At 65.9% G+C, this 25,146-nt stretch carries 26 protein-coding genes; 14 read left to right on the top strand and 12 right to left on the bottom strand.

Annotated elements, in window-relative coordinates:
* Nucleotides 1-514 precede the first annotated feature (514 nt).
* Together AC1DOM_RS11470 and AC1DOM_RS11475 are read left to right on the top strand one after the other, a co-directional pair.
* The gene (locus AC1DOM_RS11470) at nucleotides 515-889 is read left to right on the top strand and encodes a hypothetical protein (protein ID WP_498963369.1); all 375 of its coding nucleotides are present in this window, start codon (nucleotides 515-517) and stop codon (nucleotides 887-889) included.
* A gap of 77 nt (nucleotides 890-966) precedes the next feature.
* Nucleotides 967-1,338 (top strand): hypothetical protein, encoded by a 372-nt coding sequence (locus tag AC1DOM_RS11475; protein WP_498963371.1) that lies wholly within the window; start codon nucleotides 967-969, stop codon nucleotides 1,336-1,338.
* A 4-nt stretch (nucleotides 1,339-1,342) separates the two neighbouring features.
* Here the strand turns inward: AC1DOM_RS11475 and AC1DOM_RS11480 are convergent, their stop codons facing one another.
* The 5 genes from AC1DOM_RS11480 to AC1DOM_RS11500 all read right to left on the bottom strand — a co-directional run bounded on the left by AC1DOM_RS11480 (nucleotide 1,343) and on the right by AC1DOM_RS11500 (nucleotide 7,861).
* The gene (locus tag AC1DOM_RS11480; RefSeq protein WP_498963373.1) at nucleotides 1,343-3,958 is read right to left on the bottom strand and encodes a M14 family zinc carboxypeptidase; all 2,616 of its coding nucleotides are present in this window, start codon (nucleotides 3,956-3,958) and stop codon (nucleotides 1,343-1,345) included.
* A gap of 105 nt (nucleotides 3,959-4,063) precedes the next feature.
* Nucleotides 4,064-5,254, bottom strand: coding sequence for a BaiN/RdsA family NAD(P)/FAD-dependent oxidoreductase (locus tag AC1DOM_RS11485; RefSeq protein WP_498963375.1), 1,191 nt, complete (start codon nucleotides 5,252-5,254; stop codon nucleotides 4,064-4,066).
* Between the two features lie 15 nt (nucleotides 5,255-5,269).
* Nucleotides 5,270-5,827, bottom strand: a complete 558-nt coding sequence (locus AC1DOM_RS11490; RefSeq protein ID WP_498963377.1) for a YaeQ family protein — start codon at nucleotides 5,825-5,827, stop codon at nucleotides 5,270-5,272.
* 61 nt (nucleotides 5,828-5,888) lie between these two features.
* A complete protein-coding gene (locus AC1DOM_RS11495; protein WP_498963379.1) occupies nucleotides 5,889-7,742 on the bottom strand; it encodes a hypothetical protein in 1,854 nt (617 codons plus the stop codon).
* Entirely contained in the window at nucleotides 7,739-7,861 is a 123-nt protein-coding gene (locus AC1DOM_RS11500; protein ID WP_498963381.1) for a hypothetical protein, read from the bottom strand. Before AC1DOM_RS11500 ends, AC1DOM_RS11495 begins: the two co-directional genes overlap by 4 nt.
* A 325-nt stretch (nucleotides 7,862-8,186) precedes the next feature.
* On the opposite strand from AC1DOM_RS11500, the gene AC1DOM_RS11505 reads away from it, so the two are divergent.
* From AC1DOM_RS11505 to AC1DOM_RS11515, 3 genes are all read left to right on the top strand, one after another.
* The gene (locus AC1DOM_RS11505; protein WP_498963480.1) at nucleotides 8,187-8,948 is read left to right on the top strand and encodes an SPFH domain-containing protein; all 762 of its coding nucleotides are present in this window, start codon (nucleotides 8,187-8,189) and stop codon (nucleotides 8,946-8,948) included.
* A 25-nt stretch (nucleotides 8,949-8,973) separates the two neighbouring features.
* A complete protein-coding gene (locus tag AC1DOM_RS11510; RefSeq protein WP_498963383.1) occupies nucleotides 8,974-9,390 on the top strand; it encodes a hypothetical protein in 417 nt (138 codons plus the stop codon).
* Nucleotides 9,391-9,481: 91 nt separating this feature from the next.
* Nucleotides 9,482-11,683: a TonB-dependent receptor gene (locus AC1DOM_RS11515; protein ID WP_498963385.1), complete on the top strand. Its 2,202-nt coding sequence runs from the start codon at nucleotides 9,482-9,484 to the stop codon at nucleotides 11,681-11,683.
* On the opposite strand, the gene AC1DOM_RS11520 is transcribed toward AC1DOM_RS11515, so the two are convergent.
* A complete protein-coding gene (locus AC1DOM_RS11520; RefSeq protein ID WP_498963387.1) occupies nucleotides 11,635-13,575 on the bottom strand; it encodes a winged helix-turn-helix domain-containing tetratricopeptide repeat protein in 1,941 nt (646 codons plus the stop codon). The two genes, AC1DOM_RS11515 and AC1DOM_RS11520, sit on opposite strands and share 49 nt — an antisense overlap.
* Nucleotides 13,576-13,687: 112 nt before the next feature.
* Between AC1DOM_RS11520 and AC1DOM_RS11525 the strand changes: the two genes are divergently transcribed.
* The 4 genes from AC1DOM_RS11525 (at nucleotide 13,688) to AC1DOM_RS11540 (ending at nucleotide 15,773) form a co-directional block, all read left to right on the top strand.
* Nucleotides 13,688-14,167 carry a hypothetical protein gene (locus AC1DOM_RS11525; protein WP_498963389.1) on the top strand — a complete coding sequence of 160 codons (480 nt, stop codon included), beginning with the start codon at nucleotides 13,688-13,690 and terminating at the stop codon, nucleotides 14,165-14,167.
* Between the two features lie 117 nt (nucleotides 14,168-14,284).
* Nucleotides 14,285-14,467 carry a hypothetical protein gene (locus AC1DOM_RS11530; protein WP_498963391.1) on the top strand — a complete coding sequence of 61 codons (183 nt, stop codon included), beginning with the start codon at nucleotides 14,285-14,287 and terminating at the stop codon, nucleotides 14,465-14,467.
* On the top strand, nucleotides 14,464-14,841 hold the full coding sequence (locus AC1DOM_RS11535) for a hypothetical protein (RefSeq protein ID WP_498963393.1): 378 nt from the start codon (nucleotides 14,464-14,466) through the stop codon (nucleotides 14,839-14,841). The genes AC1DOM_RS11530 and AC1DOM_RS11535 overlap by 4 nt, the downstream gene beginning before the upstream one ends.
* A gap of 71 nt (nucleotides 14,842-14,912) precedes the next feature.
* On the top strand, nucleotides 14,913-15,773 hold the full coding sequence (locus tag AC1DOM_RS11540; protein WP_498963395.1) for a PA4780 family RIO1-like protein kinase: 861 nt from the start codon (nucleotides 14,913-14,915) through the stop codon (nucleotides 15,771-15,773).
* 207 nt (nucleotides 15,774-15,980) lie between these two features.
* On the opposite strand, the gene AC1DOM_RS11545 is transcribed toward AC1DOM_RS11540, so the two are convergent.
* The 4 genes from AC1DOM_RS11545 to AC1DOM_RS11560 all read right to left on the bottom strand — a co-directional run bounded on the left by AC1DOM_RS11545 (nucleotide 15,981) and on the right by AC1DOM_RS11560 (nucleotide 19,213).
* Nucleotides 15,981-16,295, bottom strand: coding sequence for a hypothetical protein (locus tag AC1DOM_RS11545; RefSeq protein WP_498963397.1), 315 nt, complete (start codon nucleotides 16,293-16,295; stop codon nucleotides 15,981-15,983).
* A gap of 88 nt (nucleotides 16,296-16,383) precedes the next feature.
* On the bottom strand, nucleotides 16,384-16,863 hold the full coding sequence (locus AC1DOM_RS11550; protein WP_498963399.1) for a hypothetical protein: 480 nt from the start codon (nucleotides 16,861-16,863) through the stop codon (nucleotides 16,384-16,386).
* A 21-nt stretch (nucleotides 16,864-16,884) separates the two neighbouring features.
* Nucleotides 16,885-17,373: a hypothetical protein gene (locus tag AC1DOM_RS11555; RefSeq protein ID WP_498963401.1), complete on the bottom strand. Its 489-nt coding sequence runs from the start codon at nucleotides 17,371-17,373 to the stop codon at nucleotides 16,885-16,887.
* A gap of 94 nt (nucleotides 17,374-17,467) precedes the next feature.
* Nucleotides 17,468-19,213, bottom strand: a complete 1,746-nt coding sequence (locus AC1DOM_RS11560) for a tetratricopeptide repeat protein (protein WP_498963403.1) — start codon at nucleotides 19,211-19,213, stop codon at nucleotides 17,468-17,470.
* A 305-nt stretch (nucleotides 19,214-19,518) separates the two neighbouring features.
* Between AC1DOM_RS11560 and AC1DOM_RS11565 the strand changes: the two genes are divergently transcribed.
* On the top strand, nucleotides 19,519-20,157 hold the full coding sequence (locus AC1DOM_RS11565; protein ID WP_498963405.1) for a dihydrofolate reductase family protein: 639 nt from the start codon (nucleotides 19,519-19,521) through the stop codon (nucleotides 20,155-20,157).
* On the opposite strand, the gene AC1DOM_RS11570 is transcribed toward AC1DOM_RS11565, so the two are convergent.
* Entirely contained in the window at nucleotides 20,129-21,037 is a 909-nt protein-coding gene (locus tag AC1DOM_RS11570; RefSeq protein ID WP_498963407.1) for a pseudouridine synthase, read from the bottom strand. The genes AC1DOM_RS11565 and AC1DOM_RS11570 overlap by 29 nt on opposite strands.
* Before the next feature lie 143 nt (nucleotides 21,038-21,180).
* Here AC1DOM_RS11570 and AC1DOM_RS11575 point away from each other — a divergent pair, with 143 nt between their 5' ends.
* The 3 genes from AC1DOM_RS11575 to AC1DOM_RS11585 all read left to right on the top strand — a co-directional run bounded on the left by AC1DOM_RS11575 (nucleotide 21,181) and on the right by AC1DOM_RS11585 (nucleotide 22,415).
* Complete coding sequence (locus AC1DOM_RS11575) at nucleotides 21,181-21,453, top strand: hypothetical protein (RefSeq protein WP_498963409.1); 273 nt, start codon at nucleotides 21,181-21,183, stop codon at nucleotides 21,451-21,453.
* 90 nt (nucleotides 21,454-21,543) lie between these two features.
* Nucleotides 21,544-22,023, top strand: a complete 480-nt coding sequence (locus tag AC1DOM_RS11580) for an RT0821/Lpp0805 family surface protein (RefSeq protein WP_498963411.1) — start codon at nucleotides 21,544-21,546, stop codon at nucleotides 22,021-22,023.
* A gap of 17 nt (nucleotides 22,024-22,040) precedes the next feature.
* Nucleotides 22,041-22,415 carry an EF-hand domain-containing protein gene (locus AC1DOM_RS11585; RefSeq protein WP_498963413.1) on the top strand — a complete coding sequence of 125 codons (375 nt, stop codon included), beginning with the start codon at nucleotides 22,041-22,043 and terminating at the stop codon, nucleotides 22,413-22,415.
* On the opposite strand, the gene AC1DOM_RS11590 is transcribed toward AC1DOM_RS11585, so the two are convergent.
* The gene (locus tag AC1DOM_RS11590) at nucleotides 22,416-24,092 is read right to left on the bottom strand and encodes an NAD(P)/FAD-dependent oxidoreductase (RefSeq protein ID WP_498963415.1); all 1,677 of its coding nucleotides are present in this window, start codon (nucleotides 24,090-24,092) and stop codon (nucleotides 22,416-22,418) included.
* 82 nt (nucleotides 24,093-24,174) lie between these two features.
* Between AC1DOM_RS11590 and AC1DOM_RS11595 the strand changes: the two genes are divergently transcribed.
* Nucleotides 24,175-25,143 carry a quinone oxidoreductase family protein gene (locus tag AC1DOM_RS11595; protein ID WP_498963417.1) on the top strand — a complete coding sequence of 323 codons (969 nt, stop codon included), beginning with the start codon at nucleotides 24,175-24,177 and terminating at the stop codon, nucleotides 25,141-25,143.
* Nucleotides 25,144-25,146 lie beyond the last annotated feature (3 nt).

Raw genomic sequence — 25,146 nt, forward strand, 5'->3', positions numbered from 1 at the left:
GCCCGCCTGAAAGTCATTGGCGCGTCGCCCGAACGTTGATGGTTCCAAATTTTTTTGGGAAAAAAATTTGAAACCATCAACGCTGGGGCATCACCATTCGTGGTCGCTTCGATCAAGGGGCTTCCGCCCGAGCGTTCATTGGGGGCTGCAAAGCAAAGCTTTGCAGGAAGCCGATCGTTCTCACAAAGCGCAAAGCCACCCCGCTCTCAATGATCGGCTGTCTGCAAAGCTCGCTTTGCAGCCCCCAACCACTGCCCCAGCGAAAGCCCCTTGATCGAAGCGACCCGCAAGGTGATGCCGCAGCGTGGAGAGTTTCAAATTTTTTTCCCAAAAAAATTTGGAACTCTCCACGTTCCCGGCGGCGCGCCAATCGGTTCCAGGCGGGCTTTACTACCGGACCCAACCCCAATTCTGTGAACCAAGTACGAATCGACACCCGAGATCCACCCGAACCACACCTGTCCAATGCCATTAGTCCGGTCGGCGTTTCGGCAGCCCCGGCTAAAATGGCGGGATGACCATCCTCTTCCGCCTCTCCGACGACGCGCGCCTGTTCGAAGTGCGCTACGTCGGCGCACTCGACTACGCGACGCGCACGCGCGCCGTGGAGGGCACGCAGCGGCGGCTGAAGGATTGCTGGGTCAAACAGATCCTGATCGACTTCACCGACGCCTGGACCGTGGACACCCCCGAACAGGAGCAGGTCGAGCACTTCCGCAAGACCCTCTCGCGCGCGACCTACCCGCGCGGCTCGCGCATCGCCTTCCTCAACCCGCCGGCGCAATACGACGACGAGGCCATCCAGGTGGGGCGCGTGTCGGCGCATTTCGTGGGCCGGCGCTTCCATGACCGGTCGCATGCATTGGCGTGGTTGCGCGGGCGGCTCTGACTGCGCGTGGCGAGTGGCCGCTGGCCGGGGCTGCTTGCGTCAAATGAGGTTCAGTCTCCCCGGGCAACCATCCCTTGATGACCACGCTGCTGCGCCTGTCCGATGACGCGAAGTTGTTCGAAGTTTGCTACATCGGTGAAATCGATCACCGCGTGCGCGTGCGCGCGGTGCATGAGATGCAGCAGCGCCTGAAGGATGGCTGGGTCAAGCAGTTGCTGATCGACTTCACGCGCGCGATGCCGACCGGCCCGGTCGATGCCGAGCACGTCGATGCCGTTCGCGAAGCCTGGCAGCAATCGACCTTCCCGCGCGGTGCGCGCATCGCGCTGCTCAATCCGCCCGACGATTACGACGGGCCGATGCTGCAGGCCGGCGAAGCCGCGCACTTCACCCTTCGGCGATTCCACGAACGCCGGCATGCGCTGGCGTGGTTGAAGGGAACGCTCTGAGCGCCTAGTACGACTGGTTCTCGTACGGCGCCAGCGACCACGCGGGGTTGACCGCCGCCACGGCCTGCGTCGTTGCGTTGGAGCCCTTCTTCCAGATCACGTTCTGCCCGCTCTGCGGGTGGCGCCAGAAAATGTCCGCGAAGCGATCGCCATCGTAGTCGGCCACGTTCGCCACGCGCCACGCCGTGGATACGGTCGCCACCGCGATCGTCGTTGCGCTGTTGCCCGCGCGCCAGATCGTGTTTTGCCCGGTCGCGGTGTTGCGCCAGAGAATGTCGGACGCGCCGTCGGCATCGAAGTCGCCGATGCCCACGACTTTCCAGTCCAGGTTCGTGGAAGAGATCGCCTGCGCGGTGGCGCTGTTCGCCGATCGCCAGATGACGTTCGCGCCGGTGTTGGTATTGCGCCACAGGATGTCGGCGCTGGCATCGCCATTGAAATCGCCCACGCCGACGATCGTCCAGCCTGCGCTGCCCGAGGCGACCGCGCGCGGCGTCGCCGCATTGCCCGACAGCCACAGACTGTTGGAATTGTTGGGGTTGTGCCACAACACGTCGGTGCGGCCGTCGGCGTTGAAATCGCCGAAGCCCGCGGGTTCCCAACCGGCGCCGACGGTCTTGACCGCGATCGTCGCGGCGCTGTTGCCCGAGCGCCAGATCACGCTCTGCCCACTGGAGGATTGGCGCCAGAACAGATCCGAATGTCCGTCGCCATCGAAATCGCCCTGCCCGGCCAGGCGCCAGCCCGCCGCAGTGGAAGTCACCGCGGTCACCGTGGCTTTGTTCGCGCGGCGCCAGATCTGGTTCTGGCCCGTGTTGCTGTGCCAGAACGCATCGGAGCTGCGGTCGGCGTCGTAGTCGTCGTCGGGCATGTGGTGGCGCACGGTGAAGTAGACCGCGCTCGGCGTCCCGAACTGCCCCGAGGCATCGGTGCCGCGCACGTACACCACGTGGCGCCCGAAGGACAGCGCGCTCGTGGCGATGTTGACCACCGACTGCTCACGCGAGGTGTTGAAGGCGCCATCGACCGCGCGCATCGCCAGCGGCGCCGCGCCGCTCGCCCAGGGCGCGGCATCCAGGTAGGCCGCGCCGCTGGTGACGGCTTGCACGGCTTCGGCGCCATTGCTCTGGTTGTAACGCGTGTCGTCGAACCACGCCGAGGCCGCGAAGGCCTGTCCGCGCTCGACCGATTTCGCGGAGGCACCGACCGACGTGGTATCCGGCCCGCCCGGCGAGGTGTAGGGATTCATCAGGTTGCGCGCCGCGTATTTGAGCGCGTTGAAATTCTGCGGATAGGTCGAGGATTCGAACGTCGAGCAGTCTTCGAAGAATTCCTGCCCCAACTCGATGGTGTAACTCGGCGCGCCGCTGACGCCGTACACGGTGTCGGTATTGGTGCCATCGGCCGCGTACATGCCGATCCATTGCACCGGGCGATAGTTGTTGAAATACGCCAGGCGGCGGCCGAGGGTGCGCAACGCCGGCCCATTCGGCGCGTTGGTCTGGGTGTTCGCCCACGGCCACAGCACCAACTGCGAGAAGCTGTGGATATCGAGGAACATGCCGCGATAGTCCGCCGGCGCCATGCCCGTGTCGGTGCGACGGTCGGGAAAGATGCCGCCGCTGTAAGTGCCGCCCGCGCCCGGGGTGCCGAGAATGTAGCGCACCGCGTTCGCCACTTCGTTTTCCGACTGCGCCGACGGGCCGCGGTAGGTAACGTTGCAAGGATCGGGGCTGGAACCATTGGCCACCGTGCCGAAGCTCCAACCGAAGTTGCGGTTGAGGTCGACGCCGTAGGCATTCGCGCTGCACGGGCCGTTGTCGGTGTCGGTGTTCTTGCGCCAGGAAATGCCGGACTCGGCCCTCTTGCGCCCATCCGGATTTGCCTGCAGCAGGAAGTGGAAGCGGAAGTTGTCGAGCATCCACGTCGCTTCGGGGTCGGTGCCGTAGCCCTTGACCAACCATTCGGCGAAGCGCGTGGTGAGTTCGGCGGTGGTGTATTCGCGCGCATGGATGGCGGCGAGCACGACCATGTTCGGCTTGTTGGGGATCGTCGCGTCGGTGGCGGCGTTGTTCAGGCGCAGCACGCGCATGCGATAGCCCTGCGCACCGCCGGTCTTCGCCCACGTCCATGTCGGGCCGATGTCGACCACGCTGGCGAGCGAGGGATAGCTCGCCGAGAGCTGGTCCATCGTGGAATAGGTTTCCTCGACCGTGCGATAGCACACGAATCCGGGAATGGCGTTCTGCGAGGTCAGGGTCGCCTGCCCTGCCAGTGCCTTCGCCATCTTCGACTCGCCCATGCGCATCTTCTGCGTGGCGGCGGCGTCGATTTCCGCGCGCAGGCCCATGCCGCGCAGCATCGCCAGGTCGGCCGCGTTGGCCTCCACCTGCGCGACGTGGCGCTTCTCGTCGATCCGCAAATGGTCGAAGCGGCCGGCGATCTGCTGCAGCTGCGCCCGGTTGGCCCAGTGCACGTTGACCAGGACGAGGCGATCGGGATCGCCGTTGAACCCGTCGACCGGCGTGGCTGCGGTGAGCAGTCCGACCGCGGGGATCAGGGCCAGGGCGGCCGCGATGCGAGCGGCGAGGAAGCGGCGACGGGGCTGGCGAGCCGGCATGCAGGGACGTCCGCGGGAGGGTGCAGGGGCACGTACTCTTCCGCTGAGCTTGGGAAAGGGAGGTGAAAGCGGCGCCGATCCCGTTCAGGCGGGCTGGGGCGCGCCCTACACCGCGTTGCCGGCGGCATGCCCCGAGGCCCAGGCCCACTGGAAGTTGTAGCCGCCCAGCCAACCGGTGACATCGACGACTTCGCCGATGAAATGCAGGCCGGGCACCCGCTTGGATTGCATGGTGCTGGACGAGAGTCCGTCGGTGTCGACGCCACCGAGCGTGACTTCCGCGGTGCGATAGCCCTCGGTGCCGCTCGCCACGAGCGCGAAGTCGCCGAGCACTTGCGCGATCTCCCGCAACTGCGGCGCGTTGAACTGTTTCATCGGCCGATTGGGCAACCAGTGCTCGCACAACCGTTGGGCGAAACGCTTGGGCAGCACGTCGCCGAGCACCGTCTTGAGTTCGGCGGCGGGGCGATCGCGCTGCCAGTGTTGCAGCGCTTCCAATGCATCCCGCCCCGGCAACAGATCCAGGCGCAAGTCGTCTCCGGGTTGCCAGAACGAAGAAATCTGCAGGATCGAGGGACCACTGACGCCGCGATGCGTGATCAGCAAGTAGTTGCTGAAGCTGGTCCCGTTGCACTGCGCCGTCACCGGAAACGCGACGCCGCTGAGATCGGCCATGCGCTCCTGGTGTTTGCCGCTCAACGTCAGCGGCACCAGGCCCGCGCGCGTCGGCAACACGGCGTGGCCGAATTGGCGCGCGAGCTCGTAGCCGAACCCGGTGGCGCCCATGCTCGGAATCGACAAGCCACCGCACGCAACCACCAGCGCCGGCGCCGAGAACACGCCGTGCGTGGTGTGCAGGCGGAAGCGCGCTTCGTCGCTGTCGCCGTGCCCCACGCGCTCGATGCTGCAATTGGTGTCCACGCGCACGCCGGCGGCATCGCATTCGTCGAGCAACATCTTGACGATCAGCTTCGAGGAGACATCGCAGAACAACTGGCCCAACTCTTTCTCGTGATACGCGATGCCGTGCCGCTCGACCATCTCGATGAAGTGCCGCGGCGTGTAACGCGCCAACGCCGACTTGCAGAAATGCGGGTTGGCGGACAGATAGTTGTCGGGCGCGGCGCCGGTGTTCGTGAAATTGCAGCGCCCGCCACCGGACATCAGGATCTTCTTGCCGACACGATTGGCGTGTTCGACGACCAGCACGCGCTTGCCGCGTCGACCCGCGGTCAACGCGCACATCAGTCCGGCGGCGCCGCCGCCGATGATCACGACGTCGAAATGCCCGCTCATGCGTGGGGCCCGCGATCAGGCCGCTTTCGCAGCCGGGGCCATGCGCACGCGCGGGCGCAGGTTCACCGTGCCCGCATCGCCCATCAATTGCAGCTCGCCGTCCTGGAGCAGCGCGTTGAGTTGCATGCTGCGCTGGAACATCGCTGCCAGTGCGTCGACCGTCGCACCGTCGATGTCGAGGACGGTCAGATTGCCCAAGCGCGAGAGCCCGCCGGAAATCTTGTCCCACCACAAGTCGGYGGCGCGACCGGCGTAATTGACGACGATCACCTGCCGCGCGCGGCCGCAGGCCTTGCGGATCCGCGATTCGTCCGGCTGCCCGAGATCGATCCATTGCTCGATCTCACCGGTGTAATCGCGCCGCCACAGATCGGGCTCTTCCTCGTTGCTCAGGCCCCGGCCGAATTCCAGGCGCTCATCGGCATACAGCGCGAAGGCGACCAGCCGCACCATCAGCCGCTGGTCGGTCTCGGAAGGGTGCTGCGCCACGGTGAGCGGATACGTCGCGTAGTGGTGCCGGTCCAGGTCGCTGAGCTGGAGCTCGGCCTTGATGACGGTGGCCTTGAGCGCCATGGGCTTTGGGTGCTTTGCGGGAAACGGGACGCGGAGTTTAGACGCTTGGGGGTGAGGGCGTTCATTCCGCCCACCCCATCATCTCCGGCGATCCGTCCGGCCGCGCGTGCCAGATCACGTCGTTGACCCCGCCGGCGCACCCCACGCCGGTCTCCGAGGTCGCCAGCACGCCCATCGCCGAAGTGTTCTTCGCCCGGAAGCAGCTGGCGAGCGAATCGACGAACGCGTACTCGCGCTGCGTCTGCCACGCACTGTCGGTGCCGGCGAGGAAATCGTGGAAGCGCTGCCCGTAGAAGTGGTCGTGCAAGTTGCTGGTGTAGTGCACGGCGCCGCGCCAGTGTTCCGCGCGGATGTCGCGGGTCTGGTCGGCGACGACCGCGCCCTGGTGATACGCGCCCCAATAGCCGCCCTCGTCCGTCGGCTCCATGTGGCCGGTCAACGCGTAGTACAGCTGCAAGGGCTGATGGAGCGAGCGCGCGTCGAGCGCGAGGATCGAAGCACCGGACATGCGGACGCTGACCTGGTCGGCCCAGCTGTCCAGCACGGTGTATTGCGCGTAGCCGCGGAAGTTCGGATACGTATCGCCATCGACGTACAGGGCCTGCCAGTTGTCGAAGCGGTTGCGCCCCAACACGCGCGTGGTGATCAGGCCCGCGCTCGTGTTGACGTTGCCTTCGGTCATCCAGGTGCGGTCGTTGTGCGTGACCACCGTGCCCTGCAGCACGTCGCCCGTGCGCGTGAACGATTGCGCACCCGTCGGGCTGGCGATCGCGGGCTCCATGACGTAGGCGGTGAGTTTTCCCGGCACGATCGCCAGCTTGGGATCGCGATAGATGAACATCTTCCCGCTCAGCGTCTGGTTCGACGCGAAAGTGCCCCCGGTGTCGCCGAACATGCGCAGCGTCAACATGTGGCGCGTGCCGGAATTGAGCAGCGCGGCGAAGGGCGTGACGTCCACGTGGTACGGCATGAAATTGAGTGCCTGCACGGCGGGCAGCGGCGGATCGAGCGTGTCGGGGAACCGCCGATGCACGTTGTTCGGCAACCACGGCATCAATGGCGCGGTGCCCACCGGCACGCCGTCGATCAGCACGATCACCTGCCGGTAACTGCCGCCCCCGCAACCGTTGTTCGAGCTGCTGAGCACGCCGCCCCAGACATCGCCGATGGCGAAGGGATTCAGCAAGCCCGGATGCGTCGCCAGCACGCGATCCGGCAAGCAGGTGTACCAGTAGCGATCGCTGGTGACCGAGTCGGTGTCGTCGTTCCCTTGCGCGATCACCTCCACGTAGGCGCGCACGATGTTGCGCGGCATCAGGTACGGGAACTGATCCGCGAGCACTTCGTCGGGAACGCGCGGTGCGGGATTGGCGACGCTCGGCGGATAGAACAGGATGCGCGCGCTGCCGTGCACTTCGTCGTCGTCGATGCCGACGCCGCTGTTGTCCCAGGTGTGCGAGACCGAACCGAAGAGGTCTTCGGGTTCGGCCAGCAAGGCTGCGTAGTGCGTGAGATCGCGTTCGACGTGCCACCTGGGCGTGGACGCACTGATCTGCGGCGCGCCGACGAAGAGGTCCCAGTGGCGCGAATAGAACGTGGAACCGAGGAACTCACCGCCACCATCCAGCGAAATCTTGATGTTGGCGATGGTGCCGGTGCGGCGAACCGGCGTCATGTCCATCTCGAGGACGACCTTCGACCACGGACGCGGGCAACCCGCCGGCGGGCTGTAGTCGAAACCCGGATACCCCATCAGGTTCTCGTCGGTGAACAGCGTCACGACGCATGGTTTGGTGTCGGGTCGCGGCACGGTGGGCTCGACCGAGAGCGGGCCTGTCGGAGAACTCAGGATCTCCGCGATCGTGCCGGTCACGCGCGATGGCGCGCCCGGCGCGTTCGGCGTGCGCGGTGTCACGACTGCGCTTCGTGCCGCGGCTGGTGTACGCGTTGCGTCGCCATCGCGAAATGCAGCGAACGCAACCGCCGCCACGATCCCTGCGCATGCGCATGCGAGCGCGGCGCGCGTCGATCCATTCATGTTCACTCCTGACCGCAGCTGCGGAACGATGGCTTAGTCCGCACAACGCCGCACTCGAGGCGCGGCGGTCAGGGGTGAACGATTTTCAACAGGGTGAGCTCAGCGTTTGTCGCTTCCCCGCGATGAAAGGTTCGACATGGTAGCGGCGCGTGCTTCCCTCGCAATCGCCTTCAAACGATTGTGCTGCATTCGCGCCCTCCGGTAGCCTGCGCACTCTATCCAAGTCGACGCCGCCGCGGCACGACTTGTCGATTCATCCCCGGGGGAAACCAAGTGACCGTTCCTGCACGTCGTTTCATGCTGCTCGCCTTCCTGCCGACCATGGCCGTCCTCGGCGTCGGCTGCACCGTCGCCCAGCCCGACCCTGGCAACGTGGCGGTCTACCAGGACCGTCCGTGGTTCGTCGGCCACGAAGGCATCCGCCCCGAGGTGCTGACCGAAGGCCGCGACATGACGTGGGCGTCCACCACGATCATCTACGTCACCACCGCGCCGCAGACCCTGCACGTGCCGTTCCAGGATCTGTCTTCGATGGACAACATCCTGCTCGACTTCGACACCAGCGTGCAGCTGCGCGTGATCGACGCGGCGGACACGTTGAAGCGCTTCGGCCCGCAGTGGTGGGAAAACAACGTGCTCTCGCCCTACAACTCGATCGTCCGCAAGGCGGTCAAGTCGGAGAAGATGGCGCAGATGATGTCCGACCCCGTGGCCGCCGAGAAGGTCGACCAGGAAGTGACCGAGCAACTGCGCGAACTGGTCAAGGCCTCGGGCATCCGCGTGGAAGTGATGGCGGTCAACCTCGGCAAGGCCAAGCCGAACGAGAACGTGCTGCAGCAGATGAACAACACCGCCGCCGAGCAGCAGCGCAACCTCACGCTGGTCGCCGCGACGATCGCCGAACAGCAGCGCAAGCTGGAGCAGGAAGCCAAGGCCGACGCCGACAATGCCTATCGCAACAAGATGGGCCTGTCGCCCGAGCAGTACCTTGCGCGGCAGTTGGCGGAAATCCAGGCCGATGCGTGCAAGAAGGCGGCGGCGTGTTATCTCGTGCCGCAAGGGACGAACGTCGTTGCCAAGTAACGATTATTCACATCAAAGGGAAGTCATGCGCGTCATGAAGATCGGGTTGTCCCTGCTCCTGCTGGTCACGGGCTCGGCAATGGCAGCAAACTGCGAAGGACCCGCAAACCAGGCGGAAATCGCGGCCACCGCGCGCGATCGCGGCATTCCGCAGGCGATGTTCACGGCGCAGATGCCGCCGCTGGACGCCACTGCGTCGGGCCCCACGAAGCAAGGTTGGTCGATCCTGCGCGACGTCTACACGCTCAAGGACCTCGACCCCGCGACGCACACTTTCGTGCGTGCCCGGATCTGCGAACTTGGCGGCCAGTCGACCTCCGCCGCCGATTTCGACAAGTCGGTGAAGAAGGCGATCCTGGATTGCCAGACGGACAACGCCGATCCCGCGGACCGCGCGGCCTGCATCCGGGAAGCGATCCCCGCAAGCGCTGTCTCCGGCTGACTGCCCGCCGCCACGGGCCACTGGCCGAGGCCGACGCCAGCCCGCGTTGCTAGTGGGCTGTTGGGGAACCCCTGGCTTCGGAGGACGTCCCGTGCGCGAGCGCACACGTGGCTGGATCGCCGCACGACGTGCCTTGCCGCTCGCGGCCATGGCGCTCGCGCGCGTTGCGTTCGCGCAGGACGCCGCGCCCGCGACGACCGACGCGAACGCAACGCCCACCGAACTCGACCGCGTCATCGTCACCGCGCGGCGTCGCGCGGAGGATCTGCAGGACGTTCCCATCGCCGTCACGTCGCTGGACGGCAACGAATTGCGATCGCGCGCGGCCGAGGACCTGGGCGCGCTGTCCGCGGCCACGCCGAACCTCGTGCTCTACAACGCGCGCGCATTCAATAGTGCGGTGACGGCGACCATCCGCGGCGTGGGCCAGTTCGATCCGGTCTGGGGCGTCGAACCGGCGGTCGCGATCTACATCGACGATGTCCATCTCGCGCGACCACAGGCCGCGTTGCTCGACATCCTCGATGTCGAGCGCATCGAAGTGCTGCGCGGGCCGCAGGGGACGCTCTACGGCAAGAACACCATCGGCGGCGCGATCAAGTACGTCACGCGGGCGCCGGAACCGTACTTTTCCGGAAACGTGGTCGTGACGGCAGGCAGCTACGATCGCCTCGACGGAAAGGCGCTGCTCAACATTCCCTTCGGTGAAACCCTTCGTTCCCGCTTCGCCTTCGGCCGCTACACGCGCGATGGCTATGGCACCAACCTGGTCACGGGCGAAGACGTCTCCGATCGCGACGCAAGCGTGATGCGCGCGACGTTCGACTGGCTGCCGGCCGAAAGCGTCGACGTGCGCCTGGCGTGGGATCGCTATCGCGACCGCTCCCACGTCATGGGCGGGCGTCGCTTGTTGCCCAGTCCGATTCCGCCGTACACGCCGCCCGATCCCGGCCGTTTCGACGTGCGCAGCGATGCCCCGAACCGCGACGACACCGATGCGCAGGGCGGCGCGCTCACCGTCGATTGGGCAATCGACGCGACCTGGCGCTTCAAGTCCGTCACCGCGCGCCGCACGGGCGATTCCTTCGGCTACATCGACTTCGACACGCTGCCGCAACCACTGGCGACGCTCAATCGCGATTTCCACGACGAACAGACTTCGCAGGAATTCCAGTTGCAATTCAACCGCGGCAGCGCGCACGCCGTGGCGGGCCTGTATTGGTCCGATGGCGAAGCCGCCGGCGCCGGATACGTCATCAGCGGCGGCGTGCAGTTCGGCGTCAGCAGCGGCGCCGTCTGGACGCGCACCAACGCGCTGTACGCCGATGTGACGTGGGATATGACCGCGCACACGAGCGCGGAACTCGGCCTGCGTTACACGCAGGAGGACAAGCGCGCGGCGGTGATCACGCGCGGCACCGATTCGACGTTCCTGCACACCTTCGGATTCCGCGCGTACTTCGACGACGCGACGACCTTCGATGCGTTTTCGCCGCGCATCGCGCTCACCTGGAAGCCGACCGATGCGGCGATGTATTACGTCCAGGCCACCCGCGGCTTCAAAGGCGGCACCTATAACATCCGTGCGGACACGGTCGCCGTGCCGTCGTCCGCCCTGCCCTTGCAGGATGAGAACGCCACCTCGCTCGAGCTCGGCGCGAAGACGCAATGGCGCGAGGGGCGCATCACCCTGGATGCCGCGCTGTTCCATACCGACTACCGCGACATCCAGCTCAGCGCAGGGGTGCCGTACGACAGCAATGGCGACGGCGTCATCGACGATGTGTTCGGGGATTTCCGCAACGCGGGCCAAGGCACGATGCAAGGTGTCGAACTCGAGGCGTCGGCGCGCATGGGCGACTCCCTGCGCCTGCTCGGGCACGCCGCCTATCTGGACACGCGCTACGACGAATACATCAGCGGTGGCATCGACATTTCCGATACCGCGCGTTTCCCCAATGCGCCGGATTGGACGGCAGGCGCAAGCGCGATCGGCGAATGGCCGCTCCCCGGCGGCAGCGCCTTCGACGCGCGCCTCGACGTCAGTTACCAGGGCGCGCTGTATCCGACGACCGACGTCGACCCGCAAGTCCTGCAGCCTGGGCACACGGTGTGGAACGCGTCGCTGACCTGGCAATCACCGCAACACGATTGGGAAGTCGCGCTGATCGGGCAGAACCTTTCCGACAAGGTGTATCGAACGGGGAGCTTCTGGCTGCCTTACATCGGCCTGGGGACCGCCTACTACGGTGCGCCGCGCACCTTCGCGCTGTCGATCACGTATTCCTTCTGACCGGGCGCCGGCGTGGGCGGTGGATCCATCGCGCGGTCGCCGGTGAAGTTCATGCGCGCCATCAACGCGGCGAACCGCGCGTCCTTGCGCAGGTTGTCCCAGGTCGGATCGGCGGCGAGGAAGGTCATGCGCACGTCGCGTTCGCGATAGCCACGCTCGAGTTGCGCCAACGCCCCTTCACTATCGCCGAGCGCGTTGTAGACGATCGCCAGGTTGCTTCCGGGGATGTAGCCGGTGCGCGCGCGTGCATCGAGCGCATCGCGGATGCGCTCGGCAGCCGCGCGATCCCCCGCGGCCAACTCACCCTGCACGAGCCCGGCGAGCGCGAGCGAGCAATCGGCGCACAACACCACCGCGCGGCGAATCTGCGCCAGCCCGCCCGCGCGATCGCCCTGCTGGATCTTCATCATGCCGCGCCCGACCATGGGGACCCAGTAGTCCGGTTCGATCTCGAGCGCGCTCTTGCGAATGCGTTGCGCCTCGTTCGCGAAACCGGCCTCGTCGAGGAAGGAGGACGACAACATGCCGACCAGCGGCGACAGCGGATTCAGCGCATAAGCCTGCCTGGCCTGCACCGCCGATTCCTGGTGGCGCCCGATGTTCGACAACAAGTGTGCGTAGGCCAGGTGCGCCTCGGCCAGGCTGGGGTTGAGTTCGATCGCGTGCTTCAGCGACGCCTCTGCGGCCTGCCAATCCCAGTCGTACCAGAACTGCACGAAACCCCGCGACGAATACGCTTCGGCGAGCCGCGGATCGATGGCCAGCGCGCGCCCAATGGCGGCCTGCGCCAGCGGGAAGGCCTCGCGCGGATCGGCGTCGCCGGTCATCACCGAGGCGCGATACGCATACGCCATGCCCGCATAGGCGCGCGCGCACGTCGGATCCAGGTCGATGGCGCGATGGAAAGAAGACAGCGCCTGTCGCATGCGCGGTCCGCTCGGCCGATCCAGTTGATAGCGACCCGCGAGATAAGCGCGATAGGCCACCGCGTTCTCGCCGTCGCACGGGCTGTGCACCGCGACATCCGTGCGCGTGAGCGCGAGCGCATCGGTCATCGCCGAGGCGAGTGTGTCCTGCAGCGTGAAGACATTCCCCGAGCGTTCGTCGAACGTGCCGGACCAGAGCGTCCGCTCCTTCTGCACATCGATCAGGCGTGCGCTCACCCGGATGCGATCGCCACCACGCTGCGTCGTGCCTTCGACGACGTAACGCGCGTTCAATCGACGCCCCGCGTCCAGCGGATCGGCATCGCCGAAGCGTCGGCTCGAGGCCAGCGAGCGCACCTGCAGCGACGTCGAACTGCCGATGCGCGTGATCAACGCATCGGCCAGGCCGAGCGAAAGCATCTCGTCCTGCGGACCGGTGGACAGCGAGCGGAACGGCAACACCGCCAGCGTCGCGTCCGCCTGCGCAGGTTCGACGTCGCCGGGTGTACGCAGGCGCCACGCGGCGACGCCACCGATGACGGCCACCAGCAGCAGCGCGACGCCGATGAGCATCGGACGTCGGACGCGCCTGGCGGTCGTCGGAACGGCAGAGATGGCGTGATACTCCGCCATGTCCTCGTCCTGCACATCCGCGACGAACCGATACCCGCGCCCCGGCACCGTCACGATGAAGCGATGCTCTCCGCCTTGCGTGCCCAGCGCGCGGCGCAATGCCGCGATCGCCTGGGTCAGCGTGTTTTCCTCGACGACGCGCCCGGCCCAGACCGCACCCAGCAGTTCGTCGCGCGAGACCACGTGGTCGCGGTGCTCGATCAGGAAGACGAGTGTGTCGAAGGCCTTCGCCGTCAGCGGCACGGGCGCGCCGTCGCCCTCGCGCAGTTCCCGGGACCGGGTGTCGAGGCGGTACGTCGCGAAGCGGTAGCGCCGGGCGGTCGCGGGAGGCATCGATTCACCTGATTTCAGATTCTTTCACCGGAAATCGATGGCGATGCAGGCCAGCGGAGGCGACCTTCGCCCCGCGCCGAACGGCGCCCCTGCCCTCCCGTGGAGATCGACCATGTCACTGAAAGTCGTCCTGCTCGGCCTCGTCGCGGCCGCCACCGCCACCACTGCCCTCGCCGTCGACCCCTGGACCACCGGCGGCCTGGCCACGCCGGCCAACCACATCGTCGGACTTTGGCGCACGCAGGCGGCCGTGGGGCCCTGCGGCAGCGGCGTGTATCCGATCCAGATCCGCAACACGCTGCAGTTCCATGCCGGCGGCACGATGATCGAAAGCGTCCCGCCCAACCCGGTGCGCGTCGAAGGCCTCGGCACCTGGAAGTACAACCCGAACACGCGGCAATACCGCATGCACCTGTTGTTCGACTGGTTCCTGCCCGATGGCACCTACGACGGCTACTCGACGGTCGATCGCGTGCTGCTGATGAGCAACGACGGCCGGCGGATCGCGGGCCCCGTGCGCTCGGTGCGTCACGCCGCCGACGGCAGCGTGTTGGCCGAATTGTGCGGGCACGGCGTTTCTACCCGGCAATAGCGCGTTTCGCGCCACGAACCGCTGCGGCTGCAGCGATTCGTGGCCGCGCGTCGACGGCATGGCCGGCCATGGCAACCCTGCGTCGTTAACTCGATCGGGCCCGCACGGGGAACGACGATGCGCCGGACTGCGTTGGTTGCGATCGCTGCACTCATCGCCTGTGGCTTCAGCACGGCGCTGTTCAAAGTCGAGCCGGGGCCGGTCGATGTCGGAGCACAAACCGTTTCGGGATCGTTTCGACTGATCAATGCGCCCGACGGCGATCTGGAGGCCCTGATGCCCGATGGAAAACGGGCGTGACAGGGGGCGGTTGCCTGGTGTTCCAGGATGCGCTCGTGCAACTCACCTGCACCGCGCAAGGGCCCGAGTGCGACAGTCACAAGCCCGCCGCGGCCGATTCTGCGTATTGCGATTACGGCGCGACGGCAGCGCCGAAAGGCACCTGTTGGTTCAGGCCGACGTCCGATCCCTGTTACAGGTCCAAGCTGGATCGCCTGGCATTGGACAAGCCCCACGCACTCACTAGCAACGCATCACCATTGCCGCCTCCCGCGAAAGTCCGTTGGCGCTTGCTGACCTGCCAGGGCCTGGCGACCGGCGGATGCGGGAAACCGGACCATGTCGAGAACCTCGACTACCGACTGCGCTGGGGACCGGTGACCGAACCGCAATGACGCGTTGCGGGCGTGAGACCGGCGCAATTGCCGGTGGGGGATAATGCGCGCCCATTCCAGCGCAAGCGCCCATGAAAACCCCCGCTGGACTGCAAGCCCTCCTCGACGATGGCGTGATCGACGCCGTGGTCCGCCAGCTCAAGAGCGGCAAGGAAGCGTCGGTCTATGTGGTGCGTTGCGGCGATCAGTTGCGCTGCGCGAAGGTCTACAAGGACATGGCGCAGCGCAGTTTCCAGGCGCGCTCGCAGTATCAGGAAGGGCGCAAGGTGCGCGGGAGCCGGCAGGCACGCGCGATGGGCAAGGCCAGCAAGTTCGGCAAGAAGGCGCTGGAAGAACAGTGGAAGAACACCGAAGTCGATGCGCTGTACCAGCTCAGCGCGGCGGGTGTGCGCGTGCCCAGTCCGTTCGGGTATTTCAACGGTGTGCTGGTCATGGAGCTGGTGGTCGACAGTGAGGGGCACAGTGCCCCGCGGTTGAGCGAGGTGGAGCTCGATGCGGATCGTGCGCGCGAGTTTTTCGTTTTTCTTGTTCGGCAGGTCGTGCGGATGTTGTGCCTGGGGATGATCCACGGCGATTTGTCGGAATACAACGTGTTGGTGGATGCGCACGGGCCGGTGATCATCGATTTGCCGCAGGCGGTCAGTGCCGCGGGCAACAATCATGCGCGTGCGATGTTGTTGCGGGATGTCAACAAGTTGCGTTCTGCTTTGGCGTTTTTTGCGCCGGAGCTCGACATGTTGCATTTCGGGGAGGAGATGTGGGCTTTGTACGAGGCCGGCGAGTTGTTGCCGGAGTCGGCGCTCACGGGGAAGTTCCATTTCAGTACGGACGAGGCGGACGTGGGGGCGGTGTTGATGTCGATCGAGGATGCGCGGCAGGAGGCGGTGATTCGGCAGCAGGGGCGGGAGGCTGCTGCGGAGAGCGATGATTGATTCGCTCGAAAGCGCGCTACACCATCATTTGCGCGCCGCCCGAACGTGTGAAGTTCCAAATTTTTTTGGAAAAAAAATTTGAAACTCCCCACGCTGGGGCATCACCTTGCGGGTCGCTTCGATCGGGGGCTTTCGCCCGAGCGGTGGTTGGGGGCTGCAAAGCGCGGCTTTGCAGGTGGCCGATCGTTTTCGCGAAGCCGATTCGCGTTAAACGTGGAATAGCGCCGGAATTTCCGGAGCGCTCTCTCGTTCGGGATGCTTCGAGGGCGCAGGTGCTTGCAGGTGCTGCCTGCGACGCCGCTGGAGGCGCTGCCGGAAGCGGTGATGGCGGCCTTCAGACACTGGTGCGTGTTCGTCGACGTCGGGGGTCGGCGCCGCGACCTCAACGCGCTTCGCGCCCGTCAGCGCCATCTCGCACTGCACAGGCGCAAGCGGAAGGTCCTTCAGGACGGCTTCCACTTGCGCGAGCGCCTGCATCAGGGTGGCCGCCTGTTCGGGGGTGAGGGTGATCGTGTGCGACATGGCGATGACTCCGCGCCGGTTGGGGTGCGGTAGTCATCGCATGCGCCGCGCACGGCGACCATTGCTCCTTGGTGCAAACCGCGATGTCTTACGGGCATTCTGGGGCGGTGTACGTCAAGGACGACGGGTTGGTGAGCGAGGAAACGTTGTTGGTCAAGTCCGTCAGGGTGATGTTGGTGAAGACGGCGGAGACCACGCCCACGACCTGGTTGCCGGGGCACACCAGATTGCTTTCCGGCGCCGGAATGGTCAGGGTTCCGGTGATCCTTCCGGTCTGATCGACGTCGAAGGTGCCGCCCACGGAGACGTTGGCCATTACGTCGGCCTTGTTCGACGCGGCCGGGCAATTGTTGCCGCGGTTGACGCATTGGTAGCGGGCGCCGGCGGTTGCGCTTGCCGTGTAACTGACGCTGTCGAGGCCGCCGAGGCCGACTTCGGTCCACTTCACGATGACCTTCGGCGAGCCGAGGGACGCGCTGGGCGCGCGCAGGAACTTCGGGTTGCCGGCGATGACCGCTGTTGCGACGAGGCCCAGGCCGATCAGGCCCAGCGTGCGTTTGAACTTCATGTCGTGCTCCCTTGTTACTGACTAGGGACATTCAGGCCCGTTGTATGCCAGCGACGACGGGTTGGCCGGCGACGAGATGCCGTTGGTCTTGTCCTTCAGGGTGATGTTGGTGAAGACGACGGAGGCGATGACCACGTGCTGGTATTGCGGGCAGACCAGCGTGCTTTCAGGCGCGGGGATGACCAGTGTGTCGCTGATCTTGCCGTTCTTGTCGACGCTGAAAGTGCCGCTGACGTGGACGTTGTAAAGCACCTCTTCCTTCGCTCCCGGCTTCGGGCAAACATGCCCGGTCTTGACGCATTGGAATTTCGCGCCGGCCGTCGCGCTCGCGACGTAGGTGATGCCGCTGCCGGTGTTGCCCAGGCCGGCTTCGGCCCAATTGATGATGACCTTGGGCGAGCCGAGCCGCGCACTGGGCGCGCGGAGGAAATGGGGATGACCGAGGGCGTAAGCCGCCGCCGTCGCGATCAGGCCCAGGCCGAGCAGGCAAAGAGTGCGTTTGACATGCATGTCGTGTTCCGTCCGCTGCGCGTGAGTGGGTCCAATCAGTTAGAACGACGGAACCGCGCAGGTGGGACTCCCCCGATCGGGTGGGGTTAACCCGTCACGTTCCCGGCTTGGGGACCTCGATCCGGATGGCCGAGAGCTGCTCGGGCGCGTAACCGATCTTGCGCAGGAACGGCGGCCAGCGCGGGTCGTCGCGCAGCGAGTCGGTCAGCACGTCGAAGGCCACCGACGTGGCGGCGGGATCGTGGATGCGCGCGGCTTCGTCCAACCAGTGAAAGGCCGCGTCGCGGTCGACGCGATAGCTGTAAGCAAGCGCAATCAGCGTGGGCTGCTGGTCCCCATAGGTCCTGATGAGCTGCTGCAGGGCCTCGTTCGACTCGCGCGTGCGGCCGAGCGCATGGAAGGCCAGGGCGCGCACCTGCAGCCGCGAGGCTTCATCCGGTTCGCCCGCGATCTCGCGCAGCGCACCGGCCGCATCGCCCTTCCCCACCAGCAGCGAGACGGCGATGCCGTTGCGTGCGCCGACGAAGGCCGGGCTCAGGCGCAGCGCGGTGCGGAAGTCGTCGATGGCCGCGTCCCATTGCCGCGCGTAGTAACGGGTGATGCCGCGATTGTTGTAGGCGGTCGGGTTCGCGGGATCGTGCGCGACGCGATAGTCGTACAGCGGCAGCGCATCTTCGAAGCGGCCCACGTTGCTGAGCAGGATGCCGAGCGTGTTGATGGCCACGAGGTTGTTCGGTTCGATCTGCAATGCGCGCTTGTTGTAATCGGCCGCGGCCTGCGCGTCGAAGTCGAAGTCCGCGGCCAGGCGCGCCAGGCCGGTGATGGCGATGACGTTGCGCGGATCGATGCGCAGCGCCTTGTCGAGCGCTTCGTGCGCCAGCTTCGCCGCCTGCGCCGGCGGCATTTCGCTGTAGATGGATTGGTTGATGTACACGCGGCCCAGGCCCGCCCATGCGCGCGCTTCGTTCGGCGCGATGGACAGTGCCTGCTTGAACACCAGCAGCGCCTGCGCGCGTCCTTCCTTGCTCTGCTGGTCGAGCAATGCCTGCGCCTGCAGGACCAACGCGTAGACCCGCGGATCCACGGGCGTGACGGTCGGCGCCTTGAGCAGTTTGATCTTCAGTTGGTCCACGACGGACGCGGCGATCTCATCCTGCACCTGGAAGATGTCGTCGAGGCTGCGGTCGTAGTTTTCCGACCACAGTTGCGTGCCGTCGGTGGCGCGCACCAGTTGCACCGAGATGCGCACGCGGCTGCCGGCCTTGCGCACGCTGCCCTGCAGGATCGACGCCACGTGAAGGCGGCGCGCGATGTCCGGCACGGACAGGTCCTGGCCCTTGAACGCGAAGCTGGAGGTGCGCGCGATCACGCGCAGTTCGGGCACCTTGTTCAGCACGTTGAGGAGTTCTTCGGAGATACCGTCGGAGAAGTATTGCTGCGCTTTGTCGGCGCTCATGTTCTCCAGGGGCAGCACGGCGATCGAGGGGTCCTTTTCGATCGTCGGGATGCCGTTGTCGGCGGTGGTCGCGACCGATGTTTCCGACGTCGTGCGTACGGTCTGCCAGAGCCAGGCGCCGCCCACGATCACCACGATCGCGATCAACGCAACTTCCAGGCGTGTGACTTTCTGTTGGCCGCGTTCGCCCTGGAACCACGCGACGACGAGGGTGATGAAGAAGCCGAGGACCGCGAGCGCCACGCCCACGCGCATCGGCATGGCGGACCAGCCGTAGGTGCCGGCGAGCATGCCCACGCCCTGCAGCAGGGCCCACGCGACGGCGGTGTAGCCGAGCACCCATTGCGCGACTTTGCGTTTGCGGAGCTGGCGGATGGTCAGCATGGGGGTGCACTGGGGGTCATTCGGACTGGAACGCAGCAAGCGGCTGAAACGGGCCGTGGGGTTGGGTTCGGGGTGTCTTGGGGTTCAAGAGCGGGCCTCCGGTATTGGCGCGCCGCCCGAACGTTGGAAGTTCCAAATTTTTTTGGGAAAAAAATTTGAAACTCCCAACGCTGGGGCATCGACCTTGCGGGGTCGCTTCGATCAAGGGGGTTTCGCTCGCGCGTTCATTGGGGGCTGCAAAGCAAGCTTTGCAGGGGGCCGATCGTTTTCGGGGTAGCCTCTGCGCAAACTCTCGAGGTGAAAACATGCCCCAGGTTTTCGTGAATATCGGGCTGAGTCTTGATGGCTACATGGCGCCGGAAGGGATGGCCATCGAACATTGGGAGACGCCGGAGTACCTGGGCTGGGGCGCCAAGTGGGGGGCGTTGATGGGGTGGCTGCTCAAACAGCAGGCCTTTCGCGAGAACCATGGGTTCGGCGCGGGGGGCGAGACCGGGCCGGTCAATGACATGGTGCGTCGGACGATGGAGCGCATCGGGGCGAACATCATGGGGAAGCGGATGTTCGAGCAGGGTGCGGCTTCATGGCCCGAGGAGGCGCCGTTTCACACGCCGGTGTATGTGCTCACGCACGAGAAGCGGGAGCCGTGGGTTCGGCCGGGTGGGACGACGTTTTATTTCGTGAACGATGGGCCGGAGTGTGCGCTTGCGCAGGCCAGGGTTGCTGCGGGAGACCGCGATGTCCGGATTTCGGGCGGGGCGGACGTGGTGCAGCAGTATTTGAAGCTCGGCGTGGTCGATGCGCTCGAGATTGCGTTGGTGCCGGTGATGTTCGGCGGTGGGCGGCGCTTGTTCGAAAATCTTGGTGCGTCGGTGCCGGGGTTCCGCATCGACAGGGTGATCGAGAGTTCGGACGCTACGCATTTGCGGTATGTGCGTGCGTAAGCGCGAAATTGCTCGCGAAGCTGCGCTCCTCTCCGCTGAGCGGATCGACGAACGCAATCCGCTTGGCCAGCAGTTGCAACGGCGCGGTGTAGTCCCCTGCCCTGCGATGACGCACTGACGGATAGAGCGCGTCGTTTTCGATCGGTGCGCCCAATGCGGCCATGTGCACGCGGAGTTGGTGCGTGCGGCCGGTGACCGGTGTCAGTGCAAAACGCCAGTGCGTGGCGCCGCGCGCAATGACGTCGATGCGGGTTTCGCTGTTCGGCGGTCCTTCGATTTCCTGCATGCGATAGAACGGTTCGCCAGCGGCGATGCGGCTGGACCGCGTGCATGGAAAATCGATGCCCGGCAACGCCGGTGCGATGGCTTCGTAGTGTTTTTCGATGCGTCGCTCGCGGAATAGCGCCTGGTACTGCGCTCGGGTTTGCGGGTTGGTCGAGAACAGCACCAATCCCGCGGTCTCGCGGTCGATGCGGTGCAGTGGCACCAATGCGGGGTTATCGGTCGCGCGGATCAGGCGACCCAGCAGGGTTTCATGGACATGCACGCCGGTGGGCGCCACCGGGAGAAAGTGCGGTTTGTCCGCCACCAGCAAGTCGGCATCGGCGTGCAGTACGACTTCTTCGAAAGGGATGGTCGTCTCGTCCGGAACTTCGCGGTAGTAGTGGACTTCGAGGCCCACGCGATATGGGGTTTCCGGCGTCAGCCAGGCCCCGGTGTCGTCGACGACGCGCCCGCGTGCCATCCGCTCCAGCCATTGCGAACGCGTGATCGACCGGAAGCGTTCGCACAGGCAATCCAGCACGGTCGGCCATGGGCCCGGTGGGAGTTGCAGTGTGCTGGCAGGGAGCCCGTCGAGGATGGGGGGGCGTTTGCGCATCTCGACAGTGTGGCATCCGATGGCGCCGAGGCCGTACGTCCTACGTACTTTTACGCAGACGACGCCCGCGGTTTTACCGGTGTCCCGATCGGCCACATGCGCCACGATCATGCCGACTGGTTGTTCTCATCCGTAGCTTCGCAATGCGTCGGAACCCCAACGACGAACTTGCACGACACAAGTCCCCGGCTCGTGAGCGAAGCGCGATCTTCGTCTCCCGCGTGGGGTGGCTTGTCGTTTCGATCGGCCTGTTGTTGCTGCTGGCGGCGGTGCCGACTGCGCTCTACGCGATGGTCGGCTCCCACGTGCCGCGGTGGTCGGGTGCGCAGATCGCTGCGCTGGGGGTCGGTTTCTGCCTCTTGGGTTTGTTGCTTGGCGTGGTTGCGACCCTGCTGGGTCGAAGCCGATACCTTTGAAAAGTTGGACGCGCAACGTTTCGGAGGTCACGTGGGCTTTACCGCCCGACTGGAACATGACCGCGTCATGGGCGGCCCGGAGTCACTGCCATGGACCATCGTTTGCAACACGTCCTCGTGCTTGCCGCCGCGCTTGCCCTGACCGCCTGCGCCAGCGATCCGGGCACCCGCGAGAGCCAGAAACAGGGCGGTTCGGTCGTTGCCGGCGCTGTGGTCGGTGGGCTGGTCGGCAACATGTTCGGCAGCGGCACCGGCAAGGTGTTGATGACGGCGGCCGGCGCGGTGGCCGGCGGGTTCGTCGGCGACCATCTGTACAAGCGGCACGCGAAGTCCGAGTACGAAAAGGACGCCGCGCAGCGTGCGCTCAACAACGGTGCGTCCGGGCAGAAGATCACCTGGAACGATCCGCGCACGCAGGAGTCGGGTTACTTCGTCGCGCTCAATACCAAACGCATGTCCGATGGACGGCTGTGCCGGGATTTCCGACGTGGCCTCAGCGTGGGCGGCGAGTCGGTCGACGAAACCACCGGCACCGCCTGCAAGAAATCCGACGGGGCGTGGGACGTCTGAGCGAAGGAGTGGCGATCATGATCAAGCTGGCCCTGGGGTTCGCCCTTCTCGTCGCGGCCGCGCTTCCGGCGGCGGCGCAGGTCAAGCCGGACGCGCAACCGGCGCGTTTCGATGTCGCCGACGCCAACCACGACGGCAAGGTCGACCGCACCGAGTACGGAAATTACGTCGAAGAAGTGGTCCTGCTCCACGACGAAGATCGCGACGGCAAGTTGTCGCGAAGCGAAGTCGCCGACGCGCCCGACCCGAGCAAGTTCGACACGATCGACGCAAACCACGACGGCTTCCTGGCGCCCGAGGAAGTGACCGCCTACTCCGACAGCGACTTCAAGGCCATGGATGCCAATACCGATGGCGCGATCGATCGCGCGGAGAGCGCGCAGCGGAAGTAACTACGCCGCGCGCGTGGTGCGCGAAAGAATATCGAGCGCGACGGCTTCGGCTGTTCGGATGCCATCGACGCCGGCCGACAAGATGCCGCCCGCGTAACCCGCGCCCTCGCCTGCAGGAAACAAACCGCGCGTGTTGCGGCTGTGGCCGTCCTCGCCGCGCGTGACGCGCACGGGTGAAGAAGTACGGGTTTCGACGCCGGTCAGGATCGCGTCGTGCATCGCGAAGCCGCGGATCTGTTTGTCGAAGGCCGGCAGCGCTTCGCGGATCGCTTCGATCGCGTACTCCGGCAAAGAATCCGCGAGATCGCCCAGGCGCACGCCGGGCTTGTACGAGGGAAGCACGCCACCGAAGGAGCTCGACGCGCGAGCTTTGAGGAAATCCCCCACCAGTTGCCCCGGCGCTTCGTACTCACCGCCGCCGAGTTCGAACGCGCGCGCTTCCCAGTGCCGTTGCAGTTCGATTCCGGCGAGCGGGCCTTCACCATAAGGCGCGTAATCCTCGGGCGAAATACCGCACACGATCGCCGCGTTCGCGTTGCGTTCGTTGCGCGAATACTGACTCATGCCGTTGGTGACCACGCGACCAGGTTCGCTCGCCGCGGCGACCACGGTGCCGCCCGGGCACATGCAGAAACTGTAGACCGAGCGTCCGTTGCGGCAGTGGTGCACGAGTTTGTAATCGGCCGCGCCGAGCAGCGGATGCCCGGCCTGCGGACCGAAGCGCGCGGTATCGATCAGCGATTGCGGATGTTCGATGCGGAAGCCGATCGAGAACGGCTTGGCTTCGACGAACACGCCGCGTGCATGCAGCATCGCGAAGGTGTCGCGCGCGCTGTGGCCCAGCGCGAGCACGACGTGGTCGGCGCGCAGTTGTTCGCCGCTCTCGAGCGTCACGCCGCGCACGTGGCGCGTGCCGGCGCTGTCGGTTTCGACGAGAAGATCGTCGACGCGCTGGCTGAAACGGATTTCGCCGCCCAGCGACTCGATCGTCGCGCGCATCTGCTCCACCATCGACACCAGCCGGAACGTGCCGATGTGCGGCTTGCTGACGTACGCGATCTCCTCGGGCGCGCCCGCTTTGACGAACTCGTCGATCACCTTGCGGCCGTAATGCTTCGGGTCGCTGATCTGGCTCCACAACTTGCCGTCGGAGAACGTACCCGCGCCACCTTCGCCGAACTGCACGTTGGACTCGGGGTTGAGCGTCTTCTTGCGCCAAAGGCCCCAGGTGTCCTTGGTGCGTTCGCGCACGGCCTTGCCGCGCTCGAGGATGATGGGGCGGAAGCCCATCTGCGCGAGTACCAAGCCGGCGAACAGGCCGCACGGCCCCATGCCGATCACGAGCGGGCGCAGCGGGAGATTGTCGGGGGCGCGCGCCACGAACTTGTAGTTCGTGTCCGGCGTGGGCATCACCTTGCCGCCCTCCCCTGCGTGGGCGTACTGCGCGGCTTCGGCGTCCAGGTGCAGGCGTTGCAGGATGTCGGCTTCGCGCGGGGTGTCGACGTCGACCGCATAGATCAGCACGATCGCGCCGCGCCGGCGTGCGTCGTAGCTGCGCTTGGCGACGGTGAAGCCGGTCAGCTCGTCGCTGGCGATGCCCAGCCGCGCCAGGATCGCCTTGCGCAGCGCTTGTTCCGGGTGGTCGAGCGGGAGCTTGAGGTCGGTCAGTCGCAACATGCGGCGGATTCGGTGGCGGGGTCGTGGCCGGCATTTTAGGCGGCGGGAGCCGATAACATCGTGTTTCCCGCGGAGACCGGCCATGCATGCACTGACTTTCTCGCGTTTCGGAGGGCCGGAGGTCCTGGAATGGACCGCCCTGCCCGATCCGCAGCCCAGCCCCGGCGTGGCCGTTGTGCGCACGGAGGCGATCGGGCTCAACTTCGCGGACATTTATCGGCGCCAGGGGCGGTATTACCTCGCAGGGTCGCCGCCGTGGATCGCCGGTTACGAGGGTGCGGGGGTGATCGCTGCGCTCGATCCCCAGGATGTTGGCGGTGCGTTCTCCGTCGGGCAGCGTGTCGCGTTCGCCGACAGTGCGTTCGCCAATGCCGAATTGGTGGCGGTGCCCTTGGATCGGTTGATCGTGTTGCCGGACGACATCGATTCGGAGACGGCGGCGGCGTTGTTGTTGCAGGGGCTGACGGCGCAGTTTTTGCTCGAGGACAGTCATGCGGTGCAGGCGGGTGAGACGCTGTTGGTCCACGCGGCCGGTGGCGGTGTCGGGCAGTTGTTGGTGCAGTTGGCGTGTGCGAAGGGGGCGACGGTGATTGCGTTGGCTTCGTCCGAGGAGAAGCGGCGTTCTGCGCTCGCTTCGGGTGCGCGGCATGCGTTGGATTCGGGGGCCGGGTGGGTCGATCGGGTGCGTGCGGTGGCGCCGGAGGGTGTCGACGTGGTGTACGACTCGATCGGGCGGACGCTCGGGGACAGCATGGGGTTGGCGCGGACCGGCGGGACGGTGGTGTTTTACGGGATGGCGGCGGGGGATCCGGATCCGGTGGATCCTCGGGTGTTGATGGATCGGTCGTTGACGTTGGTGGGCGGGGATTTGTGGAATGTGCTGACGACGGCGGAGGTGCGGCAGGCGCGCGCCGATCGGTTATTCGGTGCGGTGCGTGCGGGGGCGTTGCGGGTGGGGGTTGCTGCGCGGGTGCCATTGCGCGAAGGGGCACGGGCGCATGCGATTCTTGAGGGGCGTGGGAGTGCCGGGAAGGTGTTGTTGATTCCGTAGTGA

The sequence above is a fragment of the Lysobacter sp. P5_B12 genome (assembly GCF_056400425.1).

Bases quoted from the DNA above. Each gene is read 5' to 3' on its own strand.
- AC1DOM_RS11565 (WP_498963405.1), top strand. From the start codon at position 19,519: ATGCCCCAGGTTTTCGTGAATATCGGGCTGAGTCTTGATGGCTACATG.
- AC1DOM_RS11520 (WP_498963387.1), bottom strand. From the start codon at position 13,575: ATGCCTCCCGCGACCGCCCGGCGCTACCGCTTCGCGACGTACCGCCTC.
- AC1DOM_RS11485 (WP_498963375.1), bottom strand. From the start codon at position 5,254: ATGAGCGGGCATTTCGACGTCGTGATCATCGGCGGCGGCGCCGCCGGA.
- AC1DOM_RS11560 (WP_498963403.1), bottom strand. From the start codon at position 19,213: ATGCTGACCATCCGCCAGCTCCGCAAACGCAAAGTCGCGCAATGGGTG.
- AC1DOM_RS11550 (WP_498963399.1), bottom strand. From the start codon at position 16,863: ATGAAGTTCAAACGCACGCTGGGCCTGATCGGCCTGGGCCTCGTCGCA.
- AC1DOM_RS11505 (WP_498963480.1), top strand. From the start codon at position 8,187: ATGGCCGTCCTCGGCGTCGGCTGCACCGTCGCCCAGCCCGACCCTGGC.
- AC1DOM_RS11575 (WP_498963409.1), top strand. From the start codon at position 21,181: ATGCGTCGGAACCCCAACGACGAACTTGCACGACACAAGTCCCCGGCT.
- AC1DOM_RS11590 (WP_498963415.1), bottom strand. From the start codon at position 24,092: ATGTTGCGACTGACCGACCTCAAGCTCCCGCTCGACCACCCGGAACAA.
- AC1DOM_RS11540 (WP_498963395.1), top strand. From the start codon at position 14,913: ATGAAAACCCCCGCTGGACTGCAAGCCCTCCTCGACGATGGCGTGATC.
- AC1DOM_RS11530 (WP_498963391.1), top strand. From the start codon at position 14,285: ATGCGCCGGACTGCGTTGGTTGCGATCGCTGCACTCATCGCCTGTGGC.
- AC1DOM_RS11595 (WP_498963417.1), top strand. From the start codon at position 24,175: ATGCATGCACTGACTTTCTCGCGTTTCGGAGGGCCGGAGGTCCTGGAA.
- AC1DOM_RS11480 (WP_498963373.1), bottom strand. From the start codon at position 3,958: ATGCCGGCTCGCCAGCCCCGTCGCCGCTTCCTCGCCGCTCGCATCGCG.
- AC1DOM_RS11555 (WP_498963401.1), bottom strand. From the start codon at position 17,373: ATGCATGTCAAACGCACTCTTTGCCTGCTCGGCCTGGGCCTGATCGCG.
- AC1DOM_RS11570 (WP_498963407.1), bottom strand. From the start codon at position 21,037: ATGCGCAAACGCCCCCCCATCCTCGACGGGCTCCCTGCCAGCACACTG.
- AC1DOM_RS11510 (WP_498963383.1), top strand. From the start codon at position 8,974: ATGCGCGTCATGAAGATCGGGTTGTCCCTGCTCCTGCTGGTCACGGGC.
- AC1DOM_RS11580 (WP_498963411.1), top strand. From the start codon at position 21,544: ATGGACCATCGTTTGCAACACGTCCTCGTGCTTGCCGCCGCGCTTGCC.
- AC1DOM_RS11545 (WP_498963397.1), bottom strand. From the start codon at position 16,295: ATGTCGCACACGATCACCCTCACCCCCGAACAGGCGGCCACCCTGATG.
- AC1DOM_RS11475 (WP_498963371.1), top strand. From the start codon at position 967: ATGACCACGCTGCTGCGCCTGTCCGATGACGCGAAGTTGTTCGAAGTT.
- AC1DOM_RS11525 (WP_498963389.1), top strand. From the start codon at position 13,688: ATGTCACTGAAAGTCGTCCTGCTCGGCCTCGTCGCGGCCGCCACCGCC.
- AC1DOM_RS11585 (WP_498963413.1), top strand. From the start codon at position 22,041: ATGATCAAGCTGGCCCTGGGGTTCGCCCTTCTCGTCGCGGCCGCGCTT.
- AC1DOM_RS11470 (WP_498963369.1), top strand. From the start codon at position 515: ATGACCATCCTCTTCCGCCTCTCCGACGACGCGCGCCTGTTCGAAGTG.
- AC1DOM_RS11500 (WP_498963381.1), bottom strand. From the start codon at position 7,861: ATGGATCGACGCGCGCCGCGCTCGCATGCGCATGCGCAGGGATCGTGG.